Origin of the sequence: Legionella longbeachae (genome assembly GCF_004283175.1) — a bacterium.
GTDB classification, from domain to species: Bacteria; Pseudomonadota; Gammaproteobacteria; order Legionellales; family Legionellaceae; genus Legionella; species Legionella longbeachae.
Genome location: NZ_RXNW01000015.1, coordinates 67,525 through 91,977 on the forward strand (window position 1 = coordinate 67,525; position 24,453 = coordinate 91,977).

Below are 24,453 nucleotides of genomic sequence, written 5' to 3' on the forward strand. Positions count from 1 at the left end.
ACTAAAACCTCCCCAAATCAACAATGCTGGAATGGCCGTTTTTGGACAGTAGCAATAATGGAGATGTTTTCTTCGCAATTTTGAGTGCCTGATAGCTGAGTTCACCATGGTTCAAACTGATTCGACCGCTATTCACAAGATGTTGTGGTATTTGGTGCTGATTAGCCCATATCTGGATAGACGCATCATCAAATCCCAGCAACATCAAATGCAGGCGTGTATCAGGTGTTTGTTCTATTGCATCTGTGAGTAGTAATAAAATGGTCTTGGCGGCATCAGCTTCTTTCACGAAGAAATAAAGCGTGTCGCCTTGAGTTAACTGCACTGGCTTTTGGGCATAAGGTGAATAAGGCGATGGATCAAAATCACCGACCACAGGCACATTGGCAAACAGCTTGTTATACGCTTTGTAAAAAGCATTGTTCCATGCAATATTCTTGCTGACCTTCTGTGCTTCTTGTGTTGCTGCAAGATCTGCAAAATGGTTACGTTCAGTTTCGTTTTTGGCATTAAGCCCCAGAACATCAATGGGTGTTTGTCTTAAACCTTCATAATAGAATTTGCTTTTGTTTTGCATGAGCAAGACATAGCGCTTTTCTTCATCAATCGTTAATCCCCATACCTTGGCTTCATGAAGCTGACTGTCGGTGAGCTTGATTTTATTGATGTCTTGTTCCGAGGTCAGATCATCTTCATTAATGGTTAGGCCTGTTTTAGCCAAGGTTTGATCCTGAATAGCCATAGTATTCAATGACTGCTGATTTAAACCTGGAATATTCAATTCAGCGTGTGTTGCTTCACACGCAAATAAAGCTAACATCAAGACTGAATATTTAAGCATTTTGATCACCAAGGTCAGCTTCCATAGTGACAACAACACGCTCTTTACTGCCGTTTTCAAGCTCTATACGTTGTTGGCCAAAATCAATTTGTAAAACAGACCAACCGGCTAATTTATCGCTCTTTTCAAGCGGAATGGTTTTAAAGTCATAAGTCACAGTTGCAACACTGACTTGCTGGATGCTGTCTATGCTGATGACCTTAAAAGGCAATGCGGTTGCAGGTAGGTATTTAACGGGATGTTGCTTTTTATCCAGTGAATTAATTACCTCGTGAAGTGCATCCAGTTTGTGAGATAGTTCTGCACGATTCTCGGTGATAAGCTGGTTTATTGTGTTGTCATCTTTGGATTTGAGTTCTTCAATCAGGGTAGCCAGTTTATTGAAATCCTGATTAATGGCGCTTAAATCCACTTTCTCATCAGGTTTTCTTGCTGTCTGTTGCAAGTTGCCGAGTTGAGCCTGAATATCATTTAAACGGGTACTGATAATCTCGGTATCGTTTGTTTTTCCCATATAATGGCATTTGATAAGAACAACACCGCCAATGAGAGCCAGACTCAAGCTCGCAATGCTAAGCTTTGTGATTAATTGGCGAGTAATCATTATTTACTCCTTGGTTTAACAGTTGGTTTTAATTGAAAATTCACCTGCCGTAGCAATGAGTCTTCAATCAGGGTAAAAACTTGTTGTCCAACAAGGACTTCCAGACCATCTCTAACGGTTAATGGCCCGAGGTTTCTGTCAATCTGAGGCAAAGGTTGGCGCATAACTGCTTGCAGGCTTTCAGGCTGTTTCTCTTTGGCAACCAGTGTAAATCCTGAGTATCTAAGCCACCATTCAACAGCTTGACCTATGGTTTTAACTTCTTGAGGAAAATGAATTTGTTGTACCGCTAATAAAGGATTTATCTGAGCAGCCAGTGGTTTATTGGCAACAGTGGCATAGCGATTAACTTGTGTGACATTAGCTGCATGAGTAGTTAAGGCAATGAAGCCAAGAGAAGTAACAAATAATAATTTCAACATAACAAGCTCCAGCCGGGCTTCATGCCCGGTTCTGATGATTAATTGGATTGCGGTGCCATTTCTTGACTGGTTTCATTCTGCGGATTTGCCAATTTCCTTAAATAAATTTCCTTGCGATCTACTTCTATACTGGATGGTGCTTTGATTCCTACAGCGATATGACCTTTGCGGACATATAAGATTTTTATTTCAATTTGACCTTTGTTTATGAAGATTTGCTCTCCAACGCGGCGGGTAAGTACTAACATAACAAGACTCCTGTTTTGATTATTTTTTTAAGAGAGAAAACATCGCTTTGATATTTTTTTCTGCGACCTCCATGTTTCGTGGTTTATTGGAATCATCTTTTATTCCGCAAGGGGTTTGACGATTTTTGAGGGCTTTACAACATTCATAGAATTGAGGAAGTGTTGGGGGATACTGCTTCTGAACACGGATCTGCAATAAAGCATCTTTTAGAACAAGGCTATCGAAGCATTGCAATGTTTCCGACCATTCTTTTTTAGCGAAGGCTAAGGCTCGTTCATTTTGATAAGCATTCGCCCATACATGGCCATAAATACCCCCTAGTCGGCTAAACAAGGTGTCGATGCGTTTGTCATAATCAAAGTTTGCTGAACTGGATGACATTTGCAGTTCCTTGCTGGGAGTTTGTATCGCTTTCGAAGTCGAAACTGGCTTCACCACATGACCCCCAGAAAACTGAAGAACCTTTTTTTGATTGATTATTTGTTGCATACTTCGCATTACATTTCTCCTTTGCTGTACTTGTAGTAATTTCATCATTCCAGCATTTTTGGGCTAACCAATTGGCAGGGTATTTCCAGGGAGGAAGCCATTCCCCAGCAAGTTGTTGTTCTTCTCTGTTTTTGATTTGTGCTTGAATAGCAGTGATGATGTGAGTGGTTAGAGCTTCATCAGGATTGATTCGTTCAAATTCATCCCATGCTTTCTGCCTAGATTTTTTATTGGGATAAAATGACCAAAAATTTTCGAATCGCTTAAATAAATATAAATAATCATTATTTATATGAGGTGTGTCGGCTTTATTGAGATCAGATATGAGCACATCTGTTTCATTTGATAGAAATTCTCTTTTATTTTCAATGAGATTATTGTTTTCGTAAGTGTTCTCTTGGTGTGACTGGTTCGTGACTACTTTTTTTGATACATAATAATTCTGACTTGCTAATAAACATTTTAAAATTAACTTGTACTCATCCGATTGAAATTTGATAAGCCCTACCCGTTCCAAGGCACCAAGAGCACGCCGTATTTGAGCTTTTGAGTAACTGACACTTTTAATTCCTTGGTGAGGCTCAATATACAATTGCTCTGCAATAGATTGATAGCTAATACCTCTCTCAATTCCAACCATGCCTGTTTTCACATTCATGTATGGCCTTATTCCTCGTAAATAAGCCAATTGCTGGGCATGGGGTAAACCACACAAGGCAGCCAACTCATTTTCATTAATAACAAAATCCATATTTTTCTCTAAATCCGGTTAGTTATATGATTCGCAATTTTTGATAAACTGCATTACAAAAAAACTCTATTCGAGCATTAATGCACGAAACGAGCACCAATAATTACAAACTAACACATTTTGATAATGAGTCAATATCTGTTAATATCTATTTTGAGTATTTTTTTAGCGTGGGTCAGGATGAATATTAAGGAAAAAATTGGACAAAGGATTAAGCAGGAACGTACTTCCAAAGGCTTAACCAGAAAAGCATTAGCAGAATTAACTGAAACTCTAAAGGTTTCCCGTATAAACAATTATGAACGTGGAGAAAGAACTCCGGGACCGGAAGAAATCAAACAACTGGCGCAAGCGCTAGAAGTAGCACCGGCGTTTTTAATGTGTCTATCCGATGATAAACAGGGAAAATTAAGTAAAATTCCAGGTCTGGGAATGCTTGTTCCTGTATTAGATTACAAACAAGCAGCCAATCCAGAGCCTTATATCATGGAAATAAAAAGCGCAGAATATTCTGAAAAATTGAGCTTTATTCCTGTTAGCCCAAATCTTGCAGAAAGGTTAAGTGCAAATGCATTTGCCTTGGAAGTTAAGGATGAGAGTATGCTTCCTGAATTTAAGCTAAATGATATATTAATTATTGAACCATCATTATCACCCAACCCCAGTGATTATGTTGTTGCAAGATGTTCTTCTGATGATGAAATAGTTATAAGAAAATATAAACAATTATCTGTTTCTAAAGCCCATCAAAAATTTGAGTTAGTGGCTCTTAATAGCGATTGGGCCAATATAGAAATTAATGAAAATTTTGAAATTGACTTAATTGGTTGTGTTATTAGTTTAAATAGGACAATTAAATTATGATTAATAATCAAAAATTCAGATTATTTAATGAGCACCCCATATATGATTTTCTCAGGCTAAATGATTCCCAAATTGAATATGAAATAGATAATACAGAGAAAAATGAGATATTAAATGCTGATCAAACAGCATATGTAAAATATTTAATTGAAAAATTTACAATCGAATTGCTGAATCTTCACATCGAAGACATATCTGTGGACCCAGAAGAGAGAGACATTCCTGCAGAACGTCATCCAAGAGATTTCACTGTTTGGAATTCTGGAATGGGTTCAGCCGCTATAAAACGTATGGTACTTAAATATTGTATTCCCTTTTCAGGTAATACAGAATTATTGCGTATACAGCCGAGTAGTCACTCAATGAGTTCAAGAGAGTTTTATATTCAAGACAATAACTTATGTTTCGATATAATCGATTTTTACAATAGTCCCCAAAAAATAAAAGATGAAGCTCAAATATATTTAAATTACGCTAAAGAATTTTCTTCTTATTTGAACAATGATATTAGAGGTTTCAATAGTGCTTTAGAAAATAAAATCACTCGACTTTTTACAGAAAGAAAAAATAAGCTTCTACAACAAGATAATATATTAGGGAGTCTTGGAGTACCAATTAAGAAAAAAGAATCAGGGCTGTTAAATATTCCTGTCACAAGAAGAAAAATCGTTATTAAACCAGTGCCAAATTTAAATGGATTTACACCTGAGCCAGCAATTAGTAATTCAGATTATATGTCAATATTAGGCGTAATAAATGAAATAGGGAAAAGCTACGAGAGATTACCCTCTAATTATACTGGCAAAGATGAGGAAGGCTTAAGAGATTTATTTCTCAGTCATTTATCTTTAGCTTTTGAATCAGCCTCTATTACTGGAGAAACATTTAACAAAAAAGGAAAAACTGATATTTTAATAAAATATCAAAATAATAATGTCTTTGTCGCTGAATGCAAATTTTGGCGTGGACCACAAAAACATACCGAAACAATAGATCAATTACTTTCTTATTTAACCTGGCGTGATTCAAAAACCTCTCTTATTTATTTTGTTGATAACAAAAATTTCCAGCCAGTTCTCGATGCTATAACTGCTGGTACCCCGCAACACCCATGTTATGTCAAAACTGTTGGAAACACTAACGAGGCTTGGTTTAATTATCATTTTTCAATGCTAAATGACCAAACGCGGGGAGTAGAAATGGGTATTCTCGTTTTCCATTTTCCTAAATAACCAATTAGCTGTTAATAGGAGTATTTAAATAATTGAGATGGATATTATGTCAACTATAAGCCCAGAAAGAGGAAAAACCACTTGATGAGCTGCTCTGTTTTTGTACTGTCCAGATAGTCTTTACCACTTAAAACCATGCTCAATAATATAGTATTACAACCGAGAACTTCTGACAGGGATATTAAATCATATCCACTATACGTTAACAAAAACTCTATAATATATTTCTGAACCTCTTTTTCACATTTAAAACCAACACCATTATCTGATGCCAAAAATTCGGCTATACATCCCATGTAAAACTCTCCAAATAAAGCATAAATACAGGCAGTTTAATACCTTATATCTGGAGTAAAACATAATGATGATGTTTATAAAATTAGTTTTTTTATATCGAAAAAATCAGTAATAAAATGCAAAAATGGCCATAATTAACACAAATAATTCTTATTCTTAAACCGTAATTTCCTCAGTCTTAATTTCTTCTTCATTATCAATAAGATTTTTAACCCTTCCCGAAATGAAATATAAGAATATAGCGCCAACCAAAGCCCAAATAGCAAGTTGATTAAAGACATGTAAAAAATCATTATTCGTTACTATCGGGTCTGCGGCCTCTGTTTTTACCATGGCATTAGAGAAATAATGAGATAAAGATGCAGATACCCCAGAAACCATCATCCAGGTTCCCATTAGAATACCTTGCAAATTTGTTGGCGAGATTTTCCCGATCATGGCATAGCCCACAGGACCAATTAATAGTTCTGCTACTGACTGTGTAATTAAATGCAATATTATCCAGCTTAAACTACTAAATCCCTGACTATCAGCAAATTCCACACCAATACTAAGAAAAAGGAACGATACCGCTAAAATCAAAAAAGCCCACACAAATTGCATTGATATTGAGAGATTAACTCCCTTTGCTTTCAGTCTATTAATAATCATAGACACAATAGGCGCACCGATAATTATTACAACAGCATTAATATTCATGATCCATTGAGTTGCTATTTCATAACCCAAGAAGTGTTTATCTACATTATTTTTTATAAACAAGGTTATACCCATAGGGCCAGTATAATAAATCATCCAAAAGAGAATGGACGTAATAGTTAAGATCAGAAAAGCTTTAATTTTTTGAAAGTCAGCTTTGTCCTTTTGTCTTTTACCCAGAAATAAAATCACCAAAAGCATGATACTGCTTAACACCACAACTACAGCATTACTCAAATGTGAAAAATGAAAACATACAATCATTAATGGAACCAGAACGGCAGTACTGACTATCCCTGCTAACTCCCTTTTTTTTCTACTAATCGACTTCGTTACCGCTTTTAAAGGAGTATGATTGTCTTCAAAACAAGACCAGTAAAAAAGTAAAATGAATGCCGTTATAAGACTGGTAGCGATGCTAATACAAAATAACTCTTGATATTCATTGGAATAATCATAAAAACCACTAAGAATATATCCTGAAAAAAAGCCAACATTCATTGCTGCATAACTAAGGAAAAATGCTTTATCACGTTGCTCTTCATCTTCCGGCTTAAAACGCTGGGTCAGTATACTGTTATAACAAGTGGTATTAAGCCCACATCCAACCAAAAAAAGACTTAGCCCAAAATAAAGCATGGAATGACCTGGTAAGATTAGAACCAAAATTCCAGCGCCCTGCATAATATTCGTGATAAAAAATAGCAATCGATTGCTTAGATATCGTCCGCCTAACACCCCACCCCATAAATGTAATACATAATTAAAGGCTAAAAATACACCGACAATATTATTAGAGATTGTATTACTGAAACCTAATTGTTGTGTGATATAAAGGGATAGAGAAGAATAGAGGATCGCAAAAGAAAAGGTGGAAAATGCTTGTATAAAATATAGGGGGGTTACTCCTTTTGGCATTTTTTTTGAAACATAACTCATTTTTGTCCATCCATTCCTTTTTTTGGTGACTCTATCATTAAAATTGGCTAATATTAAGTGTTTTTTAATCAGGTATGGATACTGTGGTAGCTGTTTTGTAGGAATGTAAGAATGAACAAGATTTGTAAAGTTTCATGGAAGGAAATAAAAAGTAAAGTTCTTGCAATCAACCCTGCGATTTATGCCGTAATTGAACAGATTATACCCGACAATGAAAATATACCGTTCTTTCTAGCAAAATATGATTACGGCGAACACTTCGGAATTAAAAACCAGGCATATTTACCCACATCAAGTGGTATCGTTGCACCCATTGACAGTAAGCACACTGATTCTGAATTATTTACACATCTAGGATACGGAAAAGAGAGTTTACCTTTGGGAATGATCCTCGATAAATTCTGTGAATGGCATTATATAGGGGAAAACAACCGAATATTTCCGGATTGCGTACAAGGTCCTGGTGCTATTTTTAACATGCAAGTAGTTTTTGACGAAGATAAAACTGTTGAAAATAATGTACTATCAGTATCCGCTGGTACTCTATCAGCATTTTTACTACCTAATATAGGATGCAAAAGGAAACATTCTAAAATACAAAAACAATTTAATGTTTCTGTACAGGCACCTAAATCACCCTATGAGCATCATCAAATATTTAAAGAGATCTTTCAAAACAAAAGCATTCATTCAGATTGGAAAAGCGAAATACTATATTTTTCAGAGCAATTTGTTAATGAAGTCAAATATAATGAAAAGTGGCTTAAATTAAAATTATTTTTTTCTGAAGCACTTAGGAAAAAACTGACTCAAAACACTTATGATGCATCGTGCTATGAGCTTTTTTTAAGCGCAAAAAAAATTAATCGATTTCGTCCTACACCTTTTATAATGGATACAGCCAAATATATTTTCAATATATGCATGGGATCAGGTATAGGTGTCAAACCAGCTATAAACGAACAATTCATTCCAATAAATGATATTCAGAATATTTATCATGAGTTTTACGGCCTAGAATACACCCCTACTGTAATGGTACCGTCTGCGCTTAATGAAAATGATAGTGTATATTTCCCCTTGCAATGTCCATTCACAAAAATTAATACCTTTAAAACAAACCAAAGCAATAGCACATTAACGGAACTGGAAACTTTAAAAAATGTTATATTAGCCTACCAGGAAGAGTTTACAGATGAATATAGTGATGCGTTTGGGAGCCCATTATACCATGTGAGCAAAAATACAAATTTTTCCTTTTATCATTATCAATCAGTTAATAATAATGGCATTAGACATCCGCAGTCTCTATTGGAAATGGATGAAGGCTTTTCCTTTTCTTATTGTTCGAAACCCACAGTTTTTTCCAGTGATGCAAAACTATTTCGTGGGTGTGTCCGGCTTAGTAGATAATTTAAAATCCTGCGTCTCAATATCTAACAGAGTGAGATATTTTTTACTCAGTATTTTTTTAGGAACCGGGGGAATATAAATAGTGGAAACTGAATTAATTTTAACATAATTTAATTCATGTAATTTAATCCAATCCATACGAGCTGATTTCAAAGGTAATGTAGATGCCTCATAAATACACATTGATTGTTCATCAGTGTAATACTCCCTTAAATAACTACTCAAAACATCAATTTTGGAAGTTTTCTGGGTATTACTCATTCCTAGATTGGCAATTTGCCAAAGGATCAAATGAGCATATACATCAATATGTCTTTCATAAATTAAAAGTTCGGTTACATCAATTGCAAAGCAACCTTGATCACCGGGATCTATTTCCAGATCTGCAAAAAGACAATCCATTGAGGAGATGGCCGGCAATATAATAGCCTTACCATTTTGTTCTTTAATTCTTCTCACAGCATTGAGAGCTGATTCTGCAAAAACGGTAGGATGGCCATAGAAAACTACACAGAGATTTTTAACTTGCTGATAAGTGTCAATAATATAATTAGTAATGTTAAGATAAGCGTCCACTCTTTTTGGAGTAGCAAAATAAATAGGTTCAAGGGATTCTGATTCTTTAGCTTCTCGTAGAATCCAGGATTTTAAATTATTCTCATTAACCAGAAACAACACCTTATCAGCTTGCTGTATAATTTTTTTTGTTTCTTCAGTTAAATGAGAAACAGATTTTATTCCTGATCCTACAACAATTAACATGTATACCTATCTGATGATTACAATTTTATTAGCATCAGGTTGGACTATTGAATCCAATTCAATATCTAAGACTTGTTTTTCAATGCCTAAATCCGAAAAATTTAGAGCATCAAAATATTCTGCGCCAACTGCAATTTCAATAAAATCCAAAGAGTTCATCCTTAATTCCTATTTGTATATATCCTGTAGTGCATTGTATAAACAAAATACTCAAAGGTATAGCGATTTTGACAATATATTAATGAGAATTAAATTTTCAAAAAAAGCAAACAATGCAATAGAAATCACAGACCAACATTAGCTGCAAAAGACTCATATTTTACATATAGCCTATTCGTAATGCTCTCTCATAAATGCTTGAATGTGTGACATATCCAAACCCTTGGATATTGAAAACTCTATAAGGTCCCTTTCCAAAGATAATGTTAGTGAATGAGCTTGTTCAGTGATACCTTTGATTTTCTCGAAGAATCTATAATTACCCCTTTTAGAATACCCAGGTATAATTTGATGCATACTTTTATGTACTAACCAGTTCCTTTCCAATAAGAAAAGTTCCAGTTCATGTTGTAATGATTCATGATACAGCCCCTTTTTTTTAGCCAGCTTAACCGCTCGTCCGAGAGTATACGTACGATAACCATCTAAAAGCTCATTGGCTTTTTTTAAAGGTACGCTATAAGGTTTTTTAACATCATTTTTTAAAATGATTGAATGATTAAGTGCATCCTCCAAAAATTGAATAGTGCATAAAGCCTCTCCAATTAATGAATACAAATTAACTTCATCTGAATTTGCAGGTCTGATTCTGGAGTTTGGTGACATGAAAGTTATCATTGAATATCAAAAAAATTAATAAGGATACGATAATACAATTTAATCAAAATAACGGCTATTATAGCGGACTTAAAAATGACGAAAACGTGACGTAACTGTGACCGCGCTACGCCGTTTCAGGCAGTTTTAGACCGTTTTTCCGAGATTTGACGCATCGGAAGTTGTTGATTTTTAACGAATTTAAAAGTCGTAGACAAGGCTTCGAACCAAGGTGTCGTGGGTTCGAGTCCCTCTGAGCGCGCCATTTAAAATCAATCAATTAGCTCTAGTTTGTGGGATCATAGAGCGTGGCGCCATATGCTACAAACTTAAATTAAATACTTTCTATATTATTGTGAATATACCTTAAAATATTTTGAATATGCTTCCTCGGTAGAATACTCAGCTGTATCAATTTTTAATATTGCAGAATCCCATGCTTCATAATCTCGTGTTCTTATCTCCTCTCAAGTGGGCAAGTTATGGCCAACTATATCTGGGGCTCTTGTTTCTGCTCTTTTTTTATGCTCATTGAGATCTGAACAAATAATCTCAATCTCCAGAAATTTCACATTAATAGATTTTGCTCCTTACTGCCAATCTTGGCGAGTTATTGCAATGGGATTTACGGAGTCTGCAATAACTGTAAGACCTAAGGCTAAGTTTTCCTTAGCTATAGCGTAGCTAATCAAATATCCTTCTGGCCCTATGAAATCCATTTCTAAATATCCAGAGTTCTTAATAGCTTGCTCTTACAGTATCAATACGCAAATAAACTGCTTTTAAATGCTTTGCAAGCTCTCTTGCAATAGATGATTTCCCTGTTCCGGGAAGACCACCAAAGATAACGAGCATAGATCTGTATTCTCCTTTAGCCTCTGTAATAATATTTCCAATAAATGCGGTTTTACCGAAATTATCGATTTTGGTATGATTTAATCATTTAAGTACTCTTAAACATACAGTCTTATGAATAATACCCATCTTTCTACAAACGATCATCATGCAATAGACCGATTATTCGAAAAAGCTGCTTCTTATGTTGAAGAGGCAAGAAATCGTGTTCAACGTTCTATTAATTCTGAAATGGTGCAAGCCTATTGGTATATCGGAAGGGATATTGTTACAGAGCCAATACTCTGTTAAAATTTTGGACGATCCTAAAACATTTGGTATCGGGACAAGAGCTTTTAGTGTTCCTGATCTCTCAGGGAATGAGGTTGTATTTACTTACCATCCATCTATGATATCTGATTGACTTGAAGGATGACAGAATTTCAATAAACTATTCAATTAATTAAATCTCCTTAATAAAGCCACTGGACTGGTGTGTCCAATAATTATAATAAGCGCCCTTAATCGCTAACAATTCATTATGTGTTCCTGACTCTACAATATGACCATTTTCAAGGACTATGATTTTATCCATTGCTTTTAGTGTAGATAATCGATGGGCAATAATGAGAGCAGTTTTATCTTCCAATAATGTTTCCAATGCCTCCTGTATCGCTTGCTCCGTTGCGGAATCCAACGCAGAGATTGCTTCATCAAACAATAAAATAGGGGCATTTTTTATAATAGCTCTCGCAATTGCAATTCGTTGTCTTTGGCCACCTGATAGTTTTACACCCTGCTCACCGATAATGATTTCATATTGATGTTCTAATGAAGTAATAAAATCATGACATTTGGCTTTTTGGGCAGCATTAATGACTTCCTCTTTACTAACATTCTCACAACCATAAGCAATGTTTTCAAAAATGCTACGATGAAATAAGTTTAAGTGTTGGGGAACAATCGCAATTTGTCTACGCAAAGAATCCTTAGTAAAATCAGCGAGGTTGATGTCATCTATCTTAATACATCCCTGATTATTCTAAATAGTTAAGTATGATGCAAGGTCAATTTAATTTTGCATCATGATTTTTAATCTCGATTAAACCCATTGTATAACTAGTAGTCGCATTTTATACCACTATACCTAAGAACGAGCCAATACCTGCACTTACAAACATCGCTATTGCTCCCCAAATTACAACACGAAATGATCCCAATAATATTCGAGCACCACCAACCTTTGCAGCCACCGCTCCGAGTAATGCCAAAAATAAAACCGCCATTATTGATACTGAAGGAATAAGATAGGCTCTAGGAACAAGAAAAATGATTAATAGCGGCAATAACGAACCAAGAGTAAAACTGCAGGCGGAAAAAATTGCTGCCTGCAGTGGACGTGCACTTGTTACTTGTGTAATACCAAGCTCGTCGCGAGCATGTGTGCCTAATGCATCCTTAGCCATCAATTGCTTTACAATTTCTTCAGCAAAATCACGCTGCAATCCACGATTAATATAGATAGTGGTTAATTCTTCTATTTCATTCGGTAAATTTTCTTGAAGTTCTTCCTTTTCACGTTTTAAGGCAGCTTTTTCGGTATCTGCTTGAGAGCTTACGGATATATATTCACCTGCAGCCATAGACATGGCGCCAGCAATTAATCCTGCAATACCTGCTACAAATATTCCATTATAGGGTGTATGAGCTGCAGCAACCCCAATCAATAAGCTCGCAGTTGAGATAATACCGTCATTTGCACCCAATACCGCGGCACGTAACCAGCCAATTCGTTCAATTCGATGATATTCTTTATGTTGCATATAGATCAGAACTCCTATATGGAATCAATCTTCGTCAATTTATTTTAGAGTTACTCTTGTGGCGTATCAGATTTCTGTTTATATGCCGCATTTCTCGGGATATCAGTAGCTGAATAGACGCTAATTATTTTGAATGGCTTCTTCGCATTGAGATTAATAAAATTATGAGGAACACCCTGAGGGATAAAAATCATATCACCCGCTGTAACCGTTGAGGTTTTGCCATTAAGAACAGATTTAGCTTGCCCCTCAACAATAAATATGACTTGATCAAATTGATGTGTTTCGATCCCAATCTCATTGTTGGGGTTGGTTTTAGGAGTGATATTCATGAAAACAACCTGCGCATCTTTACCTGTCACCAGTGCTGATTTCCAGTTTTCATTCTTTTTTGCCATTTCAAAAACTTTGGGGGAAATGACTGCGTTTATTTTATTATTAACGGCAGTTTCTTTAGAATTTGCGTATAACGATGGTGAGATTAAACCTGATACTAATAATGTACCGATAAATGCTATTTTTATTCCGTTTGTTCTCATAAATGCTCTCCATAATTTAAATTTGCTACTTACAATATATCAATTTATGAGCTTGTTTAAAACTGATAGATATCTTAACCTATAAAGATGGCTAAGGATTAAAAAAACAGGTTGAAAAGGAACTATCATGGAGAACAATAAAAATTGGCATTATGACACCATCACTAGATTGCTTCATTGGATAATAGCGTTCCTTTTGATAGGGTTAATCAGTTTAGGTTGGTATATGATGTCCATCGAAGATCAGCCTAATAGTGGTTGGTATTTTAACCTTCATAAGTCATTTGGCCTTATCGCTGCAATGCTGATTTTTTTTAGATTGATATGGCGGTTAACACATAAACCGGCCCGACTTCCATCAAGTGTTCCACATTGGCAAGCCATTGTATCAAGAGTAATTCATTTGCTGCTTTATTTGTGCATGCTCATAATGCCAATTACTGGCTTTATTGGAGCTTCATTTAGCAAGTATGGTATTAATTTTTTTGGAGTAGAATTTCCAAATTGGGTCAATCAAAGTCATGCTATATCAGAACAGTTTTTCGAAGTGCATGAGGTGGTTGCATGGATTTTAGTTGGATTAATCACACTTCATATTCTTGCTGCAATTAAACATCTTATTATTAACCGAGACAAAGTTTTTCAACGTATGTGGTTATAAGAATACAACTTATACCATCCAGGGAGTGAAAGGAAGATATTGATTCTTTGGTCGTTCAATGACTATCTATGAGGAGGTTCATCTTCAAAAGCATTATGCAAATAATACCTTTCACACCCATTTTTTAAGAAAATTACGCTCCATTCTTCCTGAGAACTGTCGTCCTATCGTTGTTACAGGTTGTGTCGCAAAAATTTTTCCAGAAGCTAAACGAAATTATTTTGAACGTAGTTAAGCCGCTAGTCCGTAGAACTGTTCAAAAATAGTCATACTCCTGATTTCTGATGTTGGTTTTTCCTCTACATATGGTGTAGCCTATTGGTATATCGGAAGAGATATTGTTACAGCGGAACAAGAAGGACAAGCTAGAGCAGCCTATGGAAGCCAATTACTTCAAGAATTGCCTACTCGATTAACAAAAAAATATGGTAAAGGGTTTAGTGTCAGTACACTCCGAGATATCAGACAGTTCTATCTTGTTTATCCTAACATTGAAATTCACCACGCAGCGCGTAGTAAATCTTCTAATGAATTATCATTAAGCTCTAATCTAGAGCTGGATCCACTATCGCGCATTGATCGCCAGGAAACAAGACAATTTTATACAGTAGAAGCTGAAAAAAATGCATGGAGTGGTCGAGAATTAGAGCGACAAATTAATAGCCTACTGTTTGATCGTCTAGCCAAAAGTAAAGATAAAGAGGGATTATTAGCTTTGTCTCGGGATGGCCAAGAAATCAATCAACCTGAGGATGCTATCAAAGAGCCTTTGATTCTTGAGTTTTTAGGATTGCCTGAGCCACACCGTTTGGTAGAATCGAAGTTAGAAGAAGCTTTAATCAATAATCTGCAGAAATTTTTGTTAGAATTAGGCACCGGCTTTTCATACATTGGTAGACAAAAACGATTAACTTTTGATGGGGATCACTACTACGCCGACTTAGTGTTCTATCATGTCATATTAAAGTGTTATATCATAATTGATTTAAAGACCCGAAAGTTAACTCATGCTGATCTCGGCCAAATGCAACTTTATGTAAACTATTTTGACGCAGAGATAAAACAGGAAGATGATAATCCCACTATCGGTTTAGTCCTATGTCACAAAAAAGTAAAACAATGGCTAAATATTTACTTGGCGAAAAGACAAAACAAATCTTTGCTAGCAGATATCAATTACATTTGCCCTCAGAAGAAGAACTTAAAAAAGAGATCAAACGAGAAATCGATATAATACAAAATACAGAGACCAACAAAATCAACAAAAATTGAATGTGGGGATTTTGAGTATTTAAGTACAACGTTGCTGTAGCAAATGAAGATATCTGAGACGACTATGAAAATCCGTGCAACTGATGAACGAAACTGGATAATATTAAAAGAAATTTGACTCGCGGCCCTTCTTGATAGCCCAACGGCATTCGGTGTAAGTTACCAAACAGCTATCACTTATAGTAATGAACAATGGAAACAACGCGCATCGTCCGAAACACAACCTAAATTTTGGTTGGCCTTCAAGGATGAGAAAGCAATAGGAATGATTGGTGCTGGCGTGGACCCAAAAGACCGGTACAATTTGATCGCTATGTGGGTTGAACCAGCATCACGTGGATTAGGTATTGCAGATCACTTAATAGATGCAGTCAAGTTTGGTATTAAAAAAAATCCTTATATTCAATTTAAGACAAAATGATTAATTTTTTACTGTGATCAAAACGTGTCTCAACTGTGGCGACACTACGCTGTAGTAGGCAGTTTTAGGCAGTTCCTGATGAATTTAACGCTTCACAATGCATTGATTTATAACGAATTTAAAACAAGAGCATCAGGCTTCGAACCAAGGTGTCGGGGGGTTCGAGTCCCTCCCAACGCGCCATCGTAAAATCAAGCACTTAGCTGGCTTTCCCCATTTAAGGGGCAGATTTAATCACCCACAGAGCACCCTAACACGTACTCTATAATTTTCAAAATTTCTAAAACCGTACGCCCTTCGCTGAATGAGTTTCATTTTGCGATGAAAGCATTATGTTATTCCATGTGACTTATTAAAACGCCACATTCTGGCGACCCCATCTTTCCAAGAACCAAGTGTTTTTCCTAATGAGGCTAACTCTTTAAATGCGCTCTGCTTCAATTCAACACGCATATCCAAGAATGTAGGAATTACTTTACGGCATGCTCATTAAGTTAATACCCTCTTTTGATAGATGAATCACAGAGTTAGATTATTATAATCCGGTTAAAGTGCCCCTACATTTGGCGTAGAGCCCCATCATTTCTTCTAGACTTATCAATTTTTTTGATATGACATATAAAATAATCTAATTGGTCAAATATGAGAAACATTGTTCTAATTACCCCACCAAGATCCAATCAAGAGAAATGGAAAAAAGATGACGTTTGAATTATTTAATCAATTACCACCAGAGCTTAAAATAGAAATATCAAAATACCTAACACCCGATGATTTAGTACATCTCGCAAAGACTTCAAAAAATCATTGGGCTTTATTTCAACCTTTGGCTGAAGTGCCTAAATTCTTGCACTATGTTGTACGTGGTGAGCATGAAGCAATCAAGTTGATGCTACATAAAGATATTAGTCTCATTTTTAAAAAAAGTAGTGTGACTGATTGCTCGGGACGAATTTTTGAGAAAATCAGTGGTTTTGAGTATGCGCTGTGGGCTCTGGATAAACACATGTGGACGATAATGCTTGAGTGTATTTCCAAAAATGAAGAAGATAAAGATGAACGAAATAAAGTAGTTGCAAAATTGATTGCCCAATACAACAAAGTCCACTCAGACGGAGTCACGTACAGACATAATGGAAAAACAAGCATTGAAAAGCATTTTGATTTCGAAAATACCATCATTAAAGAATTGCAAACGCAAGTGGATTCGATTTATGGGCCTGGGGCTATAAATTGGGGTGTCATTGATAATCAGTGGCGAGTAGGTGTTGGTGGCGCACAAAAGTTACTGCCTCTGCATGCTGTTTATGAGTATTGCTCTGAAGAGGCTTTGTATCCTCTACCTAAATTTAACGCTCAGCCAAAATCATCGAAACAATTTTACAATTGTACTACTGATAAGTATGAAGATTGGTTTAGTGCTCACTCTAAATTAGGTCTCGATTTCGCTATATATAAAGGATGGCGCCAGCCATGTTCTTGCCCGGGTCGCTCACAATCACGCGCGTTTTTTTTGCATATCGATTTGGATGCTATGAAGGAATTATACAAAGTAAGAACAAACGATTTTATCAATCTAAAATCAAAACTTGAAGAGCAAGCAAGCTTGGATAATTATCGTCGATTTGCTCCGATGTGACGCAGTTGAGCGTGTGTCGATGATAGATCCACGCGGCAGCTGCCTCATGCTCATCATCGCATACCTCCAAAAACTGTTAAATACTAATTACATTTCATGGTACATATTTTGTATTTTAATCAATGCTGCTCGCTTTAACTTATTAATGCTCTCCCTGCTGAGTTTTAATAACTCAACCGACATATTTTTAATCTGTGCATTCATCTGGATGATGTCTTGATTTTTATCAACAACCGTAGTCAACAAAATAAATTTGTTAATCATATATGATTCCTTCCGGGGTATCTTGTCAGTATTTATGGATTAATTATTTAAATTAAAAATCTTCCAACTAATCTTTCATTATTGTTAAAACATTTTTTTATTTTTTAATCTAATTCATAAACTTATTGAGGATAATTACATGCAGAGATACAATTATTCTAGAAATTAAATACACTATTTCATGGACACGGCACTCTTCGAGCAGCTGATTTAGCTCTGCTCCACAAGTAAAGATAGAATACTTACTTACCTATAAATCTATGGGAGAACATAGGCTTTACAATGTGTCTTTCTTTAAATAAATGAACAACCAAACAGAAAAAGGAATTATTTTTGAAGAAAAGGATTGCAGTAATTGGCTCGGGAATTTCTGGTTTAACGAGTTCCTATTTATTAAGCAAAAACCATGATGTTTCATTATTTGAAGCAAATGATTATCTTGGTGGTCATACACATACACTATCTGTAGAAATTGAGGGGGCGAGTTACTCAATTGATACGGGCTTCATCGTTTTTAACAAAAGAACATACCCCAACTTCTGCAAATTGCTTAAAGAGTTAAATGTACCAATTCAATCCAGTGAAATGAGTTTTAGTTATCGCTCTGATCCTCGAGGACTTGAGTACAGCGGCCATAACTTAAATACTCTTTTTTCAGATCGTCGTAACCTATTTAAATTAGACTTTTATCACCTAATCAAAGACATTATTTTATTTAATTCCGACGCCAAAAAATTCTTGGGTCGAACAAGCGATCTCGAAATAACTATTAATGACTTCATCATCGAAAACAGGTACTCAGAGCAATTTAAAGAATGTTATCTTATTCCAATGATGGCAGCTATTTGGTCAAAAAACAAAGAAGATGCCCTAAATTGTTCCGCTTCCTTTATATTACAGTTTTATAACAATCATGGACTTCTAGATTTGTTCAACCGTCCTATGTGGTATGTAATTCAACAAGGCTCAAAAAACTACATTATACCGATGGTTGAGCGGCTAAAAGATCAAGTTTACCTAAGTTCCAAAGTAGAACGAATAATACGAGAACCTAATAATATCAAGATAATCGTGAATTCTGAAGAGCTCATCTTTGATGCGGTCGTATGCGCTACTCATAGCGATCAAGCATTAACGATGCTCGAGGAGCCTACTCCTGAAGAAATCAACATTTTGTCAGCAATAAAATATACTGAGAATGAGGTGGTTCTTCATAAAGACAGAAACGTAATGCCCAAAAATAAAAGGGCATGGGCAAGTTGGAATTACCTCGATAACCTAAGCACTGCACCAACACTCACCTACTATATGAATCGATTGCAATCAATTTATTCCAAGCATGATTTTTTTGTATCGGTTAATCTTGCAAATGAAATTGCTGACAATCAAATAATCCAATCATTCAACTATGCGCATCCCTGTTTGGATGTGTCAGCGTTAAAAGCTCAAAAGCAAATTAATTTGATTAATGGGATGAATAATACATACTATGTTGGAAGTTATTGGGGTTATGGCTTTCATGAAGACGGCGTCAATAGTGCGATTCATACTTCTAAGCTGCTAGGAGTCTAGAGGATGAAACATCTCACTTTTACAGGTCATGTACGACATCGGCGCTTTTCTCCAAAACAACATGAATTTTCATATAAGTTATTTATGTTCTGCTTTGATCTGGCTAGCATAAACACCACCTTCAAAAACATCAAACAGGTTTCCATAGAGAAGTTTAATTGGTTTTCATTTAGACGAAAAAATTATCTGAATAAATCGACTATTCCTCTTGATGAATATACTCGTCAATTAGTTATGAGTCGGTACGGAACTTACCCAAAAGGAAAAATCTATTTATTAACCCAACTGAGTTGTTTAGGGTATTGCTTTAATCCCATCAGTATTTATTTTATTTTTGATGAAGCAAATCAAAATTTGGATTATTTAATTTTGGAGGTCACCAATACCCCCTGGGGAGAACGACATAATTATGTGCTGAAGCATTCGGCTAAACCTAAAAATGAAATTTATTCGTATCAATTTCAAAAGGAACTGCATGTATCTCCCTTTATGTCCATGAATTATACTTATCAACTAAATTTAAAATTTAATAAACAAAAAATAGTGATTCATATGGAGAACTATTGTGAGGGAAAAAAGGATTTTGATGCGACATTAAGTTTAAAAGCTCAAGAAAACTCATCAGTGGATAAAGTATTATGGCACTACCCGCTGATAACTTATAAAATTGCAACGGCAATTTACTGGCAAGCATTAAAACTATGGATTAAGGGCACTCCATTTCATGCTCATCCAGGCTCAAATAAAAGGACGTCTGATGGACAAAAATAATCATCAATCTACCCAGAGCGCAAGACTTTCCAAAAAGGTATTTTTCAAGTTATTAAATGGCATCACCCACGGAACCATCAAAGTCAATGACGTGAATGGTAGCTATGTATTTGGTAATGAAAATGAGAAAAATGATTCCATTGCTTCCATCACTATAAACAACCCCAAGGCCTATAAAGCCATTCTCGTGGGAGGATCTGTTGGTGCTGGAGCAAGTTACATAGCTGGTGATTGGGATACAGATGACCTACAAAAATTAATTGAGATTATTATTAAAAATGACTCCCTCTTCAATAATATTGAAAGTCCAATCGCCCGTTTGTTTAATCTCATTAGAACAATACACTATAAATTAAAATTTAACTCAATTCGTCGTGCTAAAGAGAATATTTTAGCCCATTATGATTTGGGAAATGATTTCTTTAAATTAATTCTTGACACTTCGATGATGTATTCATGTGCTCTTTATAAGCCCTCGGAAATCAGTTTAGAGGAGGCTTCTATAAAAAAAATTCAGGCCATTTGTACTGCATTGCAACTCAAACCCAGCGATCATATTTTGGAAATAGGTACAGGATGGGGTGGATTTGCATGTTTTGCCGCGCAAGAATATGGATGTAAAGTCACCACAACGACGATTTCAGAAAAACAATATCTTTATGTCAAAGACAAAATCAATCAATTGAACTTAAATCATCAGATTGAATTATTAAAAGAAGACTACAGAACGCTTTCCGGACAATATGATAAAGTAGTTTCAATCGAGATGATTGAGGCCGTTGGACATAAATATTTTGATACTTTTTTTCATCAGTGCCATCAGCTGCTAAAACCTGAAGGCTTATTTTTCTTACAAGCAATTGTAATTAACGATCAAGTCTATGAAGCTGCAAAAAATGAGGTTGATTTTATTAAGAAATATATTTTCCCTGGTGGATGCCTTCCCTCAGTGTGCTCCATAAGTCAATCAATTGCCAGCCAAACAACACTGCAATTGTTGTCATTCGAAGATATAGGCCATCATTATATCTCTACTTTGAACGATTGGCATAAAAAGTTATTAGCAAACAAACAGGAAATTTGTGCCCAAGGATTTCCTGAATCGTTTATTCGCACGTGGGAATTCTATTTTTGTTATTGTGCTGCAGGCTTTCAGACCAATTACATTAGCGATATCCATGCCTTGTGGCGAAAAAGACGATGAATACATTACATTACCTAATTCATACAACGGCCTATTATTTTGCTTGGTTTGCATGCATCACTCTTGCTGCTCGCGGATATGCATGGATAAGCCCTCTTATCGTTGTTGTTTGTGTTGTGTTACAATTGTACTGGCAACATCAATCAGGAAGAGCCCTACAAGGGTTATGGCTTTTATTAGCGATAATCGTCTCTATCAGTACTCTAATCGATAGTGCTCTAGTTTATAAAGGAATTGTAATTTATGCAGCAAACCCCTTTTCTCCATATTTTACCTCTCCTTGGATGATAACAATATGGATAAGTTTTACGGTTGTTTTATATGCCACATTAAGTAGCCTATTTGATCACCTGTTTTTGCTCGGTTTATTGTCATGCGTAGGTTTTGCCTTGGCATTTCGGATTGGGGCAAGCTTGAGCGCTGCTTTCTTTCCTTATGGCAGCAATACGACCTGTCTTTTTATCGGGGTACTTTGGTCTGTTTTATTGCCATTTTGCGTATACTGTTATCAAAAGATAAAAGGATAATCAATAATGTACTCTATTGCTGTTGTAGTAATTTATCTTTTTTTACAAATGAGTTTTATGTGGGGATTATATCGTATTCTAAAAAACCCTTCTGTTGTTGATGTCTCTTGGTCATTAGGATTAATGGTTTCAGGATTAATTTATTTAAGCGTTACATCTTTAAGTTTTCGTACTCTGATTATTGGCATTCTTCTCATTCTATGGGCTTTACGCCTGGCATTCTATCTATGGTACACACGAATAAGAAAAGGACATGTTGATAAGCGTTATCTAGAGCTGAGCACCAATTGGAAAATAAGCCCTTCTCTTGGTTTTTTTATTAACTTTCAACTCCAAGGGCTACTCATTTTTATTATTTCAAGTGGATTTTTTCTGATTAGTAAATCAGGACTGACTCATATTACCATGATTGATATCCTTGCATTTTGTATTATTGCAGTAGGAATAATCGGGGAGACTTTAGCAGATTTGCAACTGCAACGTTTTAAAATGCAACATAAAGGTGAAGTATGTCACATAGGATTATGGAGTTACTCACGCCATCCCAATTATTTTTTTGATTGGTTGAGCTGGATGGGATTCGCTTTATTTGCGATACAGTCCAACATAGGATACCTGTTCTTCCTTTCCCCTTTGATGCTTTATGTTATTTTTACCCGTATGACAGGCCCCTTGACAGAAAGAGGCTCGATACAATCAAGAGGACAAAAATACATTGAGTATCAAAAGCAAACTTCAATGTTTTTCCCTTGGTTTAAGAAAAAAATCGGTTCTGAATGAAGACAGCAAATAAACTACTTAGTCCACATAAAAGCATTCCCCAAATAAAGTCGATTATTGTGATCTTCCAGGGCCAACTCGCAAGAATTGAGTAATTAGTGAAATCATAGATACCATAAGTGACAAACCCAAGGACTACTCCTCCAGCTAGTGCTTGCAGGTAATTACCTTGCGCGCCAGGCAGGACAAAATAAATGATGCCTAAGGTAATGCAGACATAAACAACTGCTGCTGCCCACCAAATAGGCGCCATGCCCTCGCCTGATGTACGTAGCAACGTGCCGATGTTTTCTGCATATATAGTTTTGGCAATGAAACCTAGCCAAATCATATCCAAGACAAAGACCCAGATCATCGTCAGAAAAAAAAGCCCTATAAGTTTCATCATAGTTCCCCATAAATATCAGCATCTATTGTTTCATCAAGTTCTGCTTTAATACAGATTTGGGCACCGATTTAACATCCCAGACGATACCCATGAGTTCTAAAAATTTGATTAGGTAATAAGTAATATCAATTTCCCACCATCGAAAGCCCTGACGCGCTGATGCGGGGTAATGATGGTGGTTATTATGCCACCCTTCACCAAGCGTAATAAGAGCAAAAAACAGATTGTTTTTACTGTTATCCGACGTTTCATAACGCCTTGTACCATAGACGTGGCATAGAGAATTGATAATAACAGTTGTATTAAACACTGCCACTAGGGAAACGCTGAAGCCCCAGACTAACATTTCACCAATACCAGTATTCCATTGCGGTTGATAAGTCTGGAGCATCCAACCGATCATGAAAAGAACAAGAAATAATAATGCTGGCATTAAAATATCATAACGCTCAAGAAAAACGAGTTCTGGATATTGCTCTAAATCCCTAACTCGCTCCGGATTGTAGTGATAATGCTTTTTTGTTAGAAACCAACCCACATGACTGTACCAAAATCCATGTTGCACTGGTGAATGTGCATCCTCTGGCATATCAGACACCATATGGTGCTGCCTATGATGTGCTGCCCACCAAAGAGGTCCGCGTTGGGCTGATGTCCCTGCAAGAGCCGCAAAAATGAATTGCCAAAAGCGATTGGTTTTGAAGGCCTTATGGGAGAAGTATCGATGATAAAAAGCACCAATGGTAAACAAACGAAAAAAATACAGAATCATTGCGGTACTAATGGCAATCCAGCTGAAGCGTACATAGAAAACCAGAATACAGCTAAGATTGATGAGAAAGAAAGGAATCGCTCGAATCCAATCAATTTTATTGCTCAATGGCTCATCAGGGTTGTACTTATTTTCACTGACAATCCAACTGTGTATCAAATTTCCTAAAGACTTCATCAAATTAATCCCTAATTTTTTTCTAAATCGAAACCATTCATCTACTTAATAACTAATTATTTTTAGTGTGCTTATTCTTTGAATAAAGAGGTATATAATCAAAAGTCTGTGGCCCACTTTCTGAGCCACATTCATCGTAAGTATTATCTGCACACAGAAAAAAATCCTCTGCACCATATTCTGCTGCTCGAGACATCGCTTCGTCAATAGAATTAAAATGCCAGAGCTCTTTTCCTTTATGAATAAATTCATCAGAATCTTTAGCAATAATTTCAACAATATATTCATGAAGTTCGATTGGTGAATATATCAAAGCGATTACTTTAGAACCACTCTTAGCCTGGTTAATTAAATTTTCACGCGTTTGATTTGCCATGATTCTATTCCTCATGAAATGGTATTCTCTAAATTATAGCTGCCATTGAGCATTG

General features: G+C 35.8%; 34 protein-coding genes and 1 pseudogene. 14 read left to right on the top strand and 21 right to left on the bottom strand.

The window, feature by feature from the left end:
• Window position 1 precedes the first annotated feature (1 nt).
• From EKG34_RS14780 to EKG34_RS14805, 6 genes are read right to left on the bottom strand one after another with little or no spacing between them, the layout of a single operon-like run.
• A complete protein-coding gene (locus EKG34_RS14780) occupies window positions 2-841 on the bottom strand; it encodes a TIGR03759 family integrating conjugative element protein (protein WP_080619687.1) in 840 nt (279 codons plus the stop codon).
• Entirely contained in the window at window positions 834-1,445 is a 612-nt protein-coding gene (locus EKG34_RS14785) for a hypothetical protein (protein WP_080619686.1), read from the bottom strand. Before EKG34_RS14785 ends, EKG34_RS14780 begins: the two co-directional genes overlap by 8 nt.
• Window positions 1,445-1,867 (bottom strand): PFGI-1 class ICE element type IV pilus protein PilL2, encoded by a 423-nt coding sequence (gene pilL2 / locus EKG34_RS14790; RefSeq protein ID WP_080619685.1) that lies wholly within the window; start codon window positions 1,865-1,867, stop codon window positions 1,445-1,447. Before pilL2 ends, EKG34_RS14785 begins: the two co-directional genes overlap by 1 nt.
• Before the next feature lie 38 nt (window positions 1,868-1,905).
• Window positions 1,906-2,115: a carbon storage regulator gene (locus tag EKG34_RS14795; protein WP_040186081.1), complete on the bottom strand. Its 210-nt coding sequence runs from the start codon at window positions 2,113-2,115 to the stop codon at window positions 1,906-1,908.
• 19 nt (window positions 2,116-2,134) lie between these two features.
• Complete coding sequence (locus EKG34_RS14800) at window positions 2,135-2,497, bottom strand: hypothetical protein (protein ID WP_040186079.1); 363 nt, start codon at window positions 2,495-2,497, stop codon at window positions 2,135-2,137.
• Window positions 2,472-3,356, bottom strand: coding sequence for a Vir protein (locus EKG34_RS14805; RefSeq protein WP_080619684.1), 885 nt, complete (start codon window positions 3,354-3,356; stop codon window positions 2,472-2,474). The genes EKG34_RS14800 and EKG34_RS14805 overlap by 26 nt, the downstream gene beginning before the upstream one ends.
• 180 nt (window positions 3,357-3,536) lie before the next feature.
• Between EKG34_RS14805 and EKG34_RS14810 the strand changes: the two genes are divergently transcribed.
• Window positions 3,537-4,220, top strand: a complete 684-nt coding sequence (locus EKG34_RS14810) for a helix-turn-helix domain-containing protein (protein ID WP_080619683.1) — start codon at window positions 3,537-3,539, stop codon at window positions 4,218-4,220.
• Complete coding sequence (locus tag EKG34_RS14815) at window positions 4,217-5,452, top strand: hypothetical protein (RefSeq protein ID WP_040186074.1); 1,236 nt, start codon at window positions 4,217-4,219, stop codon at window positions 5,450-5,452. The genes EKG34_RS14810 and EKG34_RS14815 overlap by 4 nt, the downstream gene beginning before the upstream one ends.
• Window positions 5,453-5,505: 53 nt before the next feature.
• Here EKG34_RS14815 and EKG34_RS14820 read toward each other — a convergent pair whose 3' ends face one another.
• Window positions 5,506-5,748 (bottom strand): hypothetical protein, encoded by a 243-nt coding sequence (locus EKG34_RS14820; protein ID WP_040186071.1) that lies wholly within the window; start codon window positions 5,746-5,748, stop codon window positions 5,506-5,508.
• Between the two features lie 157 nt (window positions 5,749-5,905).
• A complete protein-coding gene (locus tag EKG34_RS14825; RefSeq protein WP_080619682.1) occupies window positions 5,906-7,387 on the bottom strand; it encodes a peptide MFS transporter in 1,482 nt (493 codons plus the stop codon).
• 111 nt (window positions 7,388-7,498) lie between these two features.
• On the opposite strand from EKG34_RS14825, the gene EKG34_RS14830 reads away from it, so the two are divergent.
• Window positions 7,499-8,800 (top strand): hypothetical protein, encoded by a 1,302-nt coding sequence (locus EKG34_RS14830; RefSeq protein ID WP_080619681.1) that lies wholly within the window; start codon window positions 7,499-7,501, stop codon window positions 8,798-8,800.
• Here the strand turns inward: EKG34_RS14830 and EKG34_RS14835 are convergent.
• The 5 genes from EKG34_RS14835 to EKG34_RS18425 form a co-directional block, all read right to left on the bottom strand.
• Window positions 8,768-9,562: an SAM-dependent methyltransferase gene (locus EKG34_RS14835; RefSeq protein ID WP_080619680.1), complete on the bottom strand. Its 795-nt coding sequence runs from the start codon at window positions 9,560-9,562 to the stop codon at window positions 8,768-8,770. The genes EKG34_RS14830 and EKG34_RS14835 overlap by 33 nt on opposite strands.
• A 6-nt stretch (window positions 9,563-9,568) precedes the next feature.
• The gene (locus EKG34_RS18290; protein ID WP_165391551.1) at window positions 9,569-9,721 is read right to left on the bottom strand and encodes a hypothetical protein; all 153 of its coding nucleotides are present in this window, start codon (window positions 9,719-9,721) and stop codon (window positions 9,569-9,571) included.
• A gap of 171 nt (window positions 9,722-9,892) precedes the next feature.
• Window positions 9,893-10,387, bottom strand: coding sequence for a hypothetical protein (locus EKG34_RS14840; protein WP_080619679.1), 495 nt, complete (start codon window positions 10,385-10,387; stop codon window positions 9,893-9,895).
• Window positions 10,388-10,968: 581 nt separating this feature from the next.
• A complete protein-coding gene (locus EKG34_RS18870; RefSeq protein WP_003636589.1) occupies window positions 10,969-11,097 on the bottom strand; it encodes a hypothetical protein in 129 nt (42 codons plus the stop codon).
• A 19-nt stretch (window positions 11,098-11,116) separates the two neighbouring features.
• Window positions 11,117-11,233, bottom strand: coding sequence for a P-loop nucleotide/nucleoside kinase family protein (locus tag EKG34_RS18425; RefSeq protein WP_003636588.1), 117 nt, complete (start codon window positions 11,231-11,233; stop codon window positions 11,117-11,119).
• A gap of 114 nt (window positions 11,234-11,347) precedes the next feature.
• On the opposite strand from EKG34_RS18425, the gene EKG34_RS14850 reads away from it, so the two are divergent.
• Window positions 11,348-11,524 carry a DUF1016 N-terminal domain-containing protein gene (locus tag EKG34_RS14850; protein WP_003636586.1) on the top strand — a complete coding sequence of 59 codons (177 nt, stop codon included), beginning with the start codon at window positions 11,348-11,350 and terminating at the stop codon, window positions 11,522-11,524.
• Window positions 11,525-11,675: 151 nt separating this feature from the next.
• Here EKG34_RS14850 and EKG34_RS14855 read toward each other — a convergent pair whose 3' ends face one another.
• From EKG34_RS14855 to EKG34_RS14865, 3 genes are all read right to left on the bottom strand, one after another.
• On the bottom strand, window positions 11,676-12,239 hold the full coding sequence (locus EKG34_RS14855; RefSeq protein WP_080619678.1) for an ABC transporter ATP-binding protein: 564 nt from the start codon (window positions 12,237-12,239) through the stop codon (window positions 11,676-11,678).
• Between the two features lie 106 nt (window positions 12,240-12,345).
• Window positions 12,346-13,035, bottom strand: coding sequence for a VIT1/CCC1 transporter family protein (locus tag EKG34_RS14860; RefSeq protein ID WP_003636582.1), 690 nt, complete (start codon window positions 13,033-13,035; stop codon window positions 12,346-12,348).
• Between the two features lie 50 nt (window positions 13,036-13,085).
• Window positions 13,086-13,574 (bottom strand): cupin domain-containing protein, encoded by a 489-nt coding sequence (locus tag EKG34_RS14865; protein WP_003636581.1) that lies wholly within the window; start codon window positions 13,572-13,574, stop codon window positions 13,086-13,088.
• A 127-nt stretch (window positions 13,575-13,701) separates the two neighbouring features.
• Here EKG34_RS14865 and EKG34_RS14870 point away from each other — a divergent pair, with 127 nt between their 5' ends.
• The 4 genes from EKG34_RS14870 to EKG34_RS19020 all read left to right on the top strand — a co-directional run bounded on the left by EKG34_RS14870 (window position 13,702) and on the right by EKG34_RS19020 (window position 15,928).
• The gene (locus EKG34_RS14870) at window positions 13,702-14,235 is read left to right on the top strand and encodes a cytochrome b (RefSeq protein WP_003636579.1); all 534 of its coding nucleotides are present in this window, start codon (window positions 13,702-13,704) and stop codon (window positions 14,233-14,235) included.
• 58 nt (window positions 14,236-14,293) lie between these two features.
• Window positions 14,294-14,470 carry a hypothetical protein gene (locus EKG34_RS14875; protein ID WP_003636578.1) on the top strand — a complete coding sequence of 59 codons (177 nt, stop codon included), beginning with the start codon at window positions 14,294-14,296 and terminating at the stop codon, window positions 14,468-14,470.
• Between the two features lie 90 nt (window positions 14,471-14,560).
• Complete coding sequence (locus tag EKG34_RS14880; protein ID WP_223800141.1) at window positions 14,561-15,469, top strand: PDDEXK nuclease domain-containing protein; 909 nt, start codon at window positions 14,561-14,563, stop codon at window positions 15,467-15,469.
• 210 nt (window positions 15,470-15,679) lie between these two features.
• The gene (locus tag EKG34_RS19020; RefSeq protein WP_197532034.1) at window positions 15,680-15,928 is read left to right on the top strand and encodes a GNAT family N-acetyltransferase; all 249 of its coding nucleotides are present in this window, start codon (window positions 15,680-15,682) and stop codon (window positions 15,926-15,928) included.
• A gap of 234 nt (window positions 15,929-16,162) precedes the next feature.
• Here EKG34_RS19020 and EKG34_RS14890 read toward each other — a convergent pair.
• Window positions 16,163-16,411, bottom strand: a pseudogene (locus EKG34_RS14890) (transposase); the annotation flags it as partial.
• 217 nt (window positions 16,412-16,628) lie between these two features.
• On the opposite strand from EKG34_RS14890, the gene EKG34_RS14895 reads away from it, so the two are divergent.
• Window positions 16,629-17,567 (top strand): F-box protein, encoded by a 939-nt coding sequence (locus EKG34_RS14895; RefSeq protein ID WP_003636570.1) that lies wholly within the window; start codon window positions 16,629-16,631, stop codon window positions 17,565-17,567.
• An 87-nt stretch (window positions 17,568-17,654) separates the two neighbouring features.
• Here the strand turns inward: EKG34_RS14895 and EKG34_RS18295 are convergent, their stop codons facing one another.
• The gene (locus tag EKG34_RS18295) at window positions 17,655-17,831 is read right to left on the bottom strand and encodes a hypothetical protein (RefSeq protein WP_003636568.1); all 177 of its coding nucleotides are present in this window, start codon (window positions 17,829-17,831) and stop codon (window positions 17,655-17,657) included.
• A gap of 333 nt (window positions 17,832-18,164) precedes the next feature.
• On the opposite strand from EKG34_RS18295, the gene EKG34_RS14900 reads away from it, so the two are divergent.
• Genes EKG34_RS14900 through EKG34_RS14920 form a run of 5 tightly spaced genes read left to right on the top strand, consistent with a single transcriptional unit; the run spans window position 18,165 to window position 22,685 of the window.
• Complete coding sequence (locus EKG34_RS14900) at window positions 18,165-19,403, top strand: NAD(P)/FAD-dependent oxidoreductase (RefSeq protein ID WP_003636566.1); 1,239 nt, start codon at window positions 18,165-18,167, stop codon at window positions 19,401-19,403.
• Between the two features lie 3 nt (window positions 19,404-19,406).
• Complete coding sequence (locus EKG34_RS14905; RefSeq protein ID WP_003636565.1) at window positions 19,407-20,174, top strand: DUF1365 domain-containing protein; 768 nt, start codon at window positions 19,407-19,409, stop codon at window positions 20,172-20,174.
• Window positions 20,161-21,378 carry an SAM-dependent methyltransferase gene (locus EKG34_RS14910; RefSeq protein ID WP_080619676.1) on the top strand — a complete coding sequence of 406 codons (1,218 nt, stop codon included), beginning with the start codon at window positions 20,161-20,163 and terminating at the stop codon, window positions 21,376-21,378. Before EKG34_RS14905 ends, EKG34_RS14910 begins: the two co-directional genes overlap by 14 nt.
• Window positions 21,375-21,905 carry a DUF2878 domain-containing protein gene (locus tag EKG34_RS14915; RefSeq protein WP_003636563.1) on the top strand — a complete coding sequence of 177 codons (531 nt, stop codon included), beginning with the start codon at window positions 21,375-21,377 and terminating at the stop codon, window positions 21,903-21,905. Before EKG34_RS14910 ends, EKG34_RS14915 begins: the two co-directional genes overlap by 4 nt.
• 6 nt (window positions 21,906-21,911) lie before the next feature.
• Window positions 21,912-22,685, top strand: coding sequence for a DUF1295 domain-containing protein (locus EKG34_RS14920; RefSeq protein ID WP_003636562.1), 774 nt, complete (start codon window positions 21,912-21,914; stop codon window positions 22,683-22,685).
• Here the strand turns inward: EKG34_RS14920 and EKG34_RS14925 are convergent.
• The 3 genes from EKG34_RS14925 to EKG34_RS14935 are packed head-to-tail and all read right to left on the bottom strand — an operon-like array spanning window position 22,660 to window position 24,398.
• A complete protein-coding gene (locus EKG34_RS14925; protein WP_012979244.1) occupies window positions 22,660-23,073 on the bottom strand; it encodes a DUF2177 family protein in 414 nt (137 codons plus the stop codon). The two genes, EKG34_RS14920 and EKG34_RS14925, sit on opposite strands and share 26 nt — an antisense overlap.
• Window positions 23,074-23,095: 22 nt before the next feature.
• Window positions 23,096-24,022, bottom strand: a complete 927-nt coding sequence (locus EKG34_RS14930; protein ID WP_012979245.1) for an acyl-CoA desaturase — start codon at window positions 24,020-24,022, stop codon at window positions 23,096-23,098.
• A 52-nt stretch (window positions 24,023-24,074) separates the two neighbouring features.
• The gene (locus EKG34_RS14935) at window positions 24,075-24,398 is read right to left on the bottom strand and encodes a hypothetical protein (protein WP_003636558.1); all 324 of its coding nucleotides are present in this window, start codon (window positions 24,396-24,398) and stop codon (window positions 24,075-24,077) included.
• Window positions 24,399-24,453 lie beyond the last annotated feature (55 nt).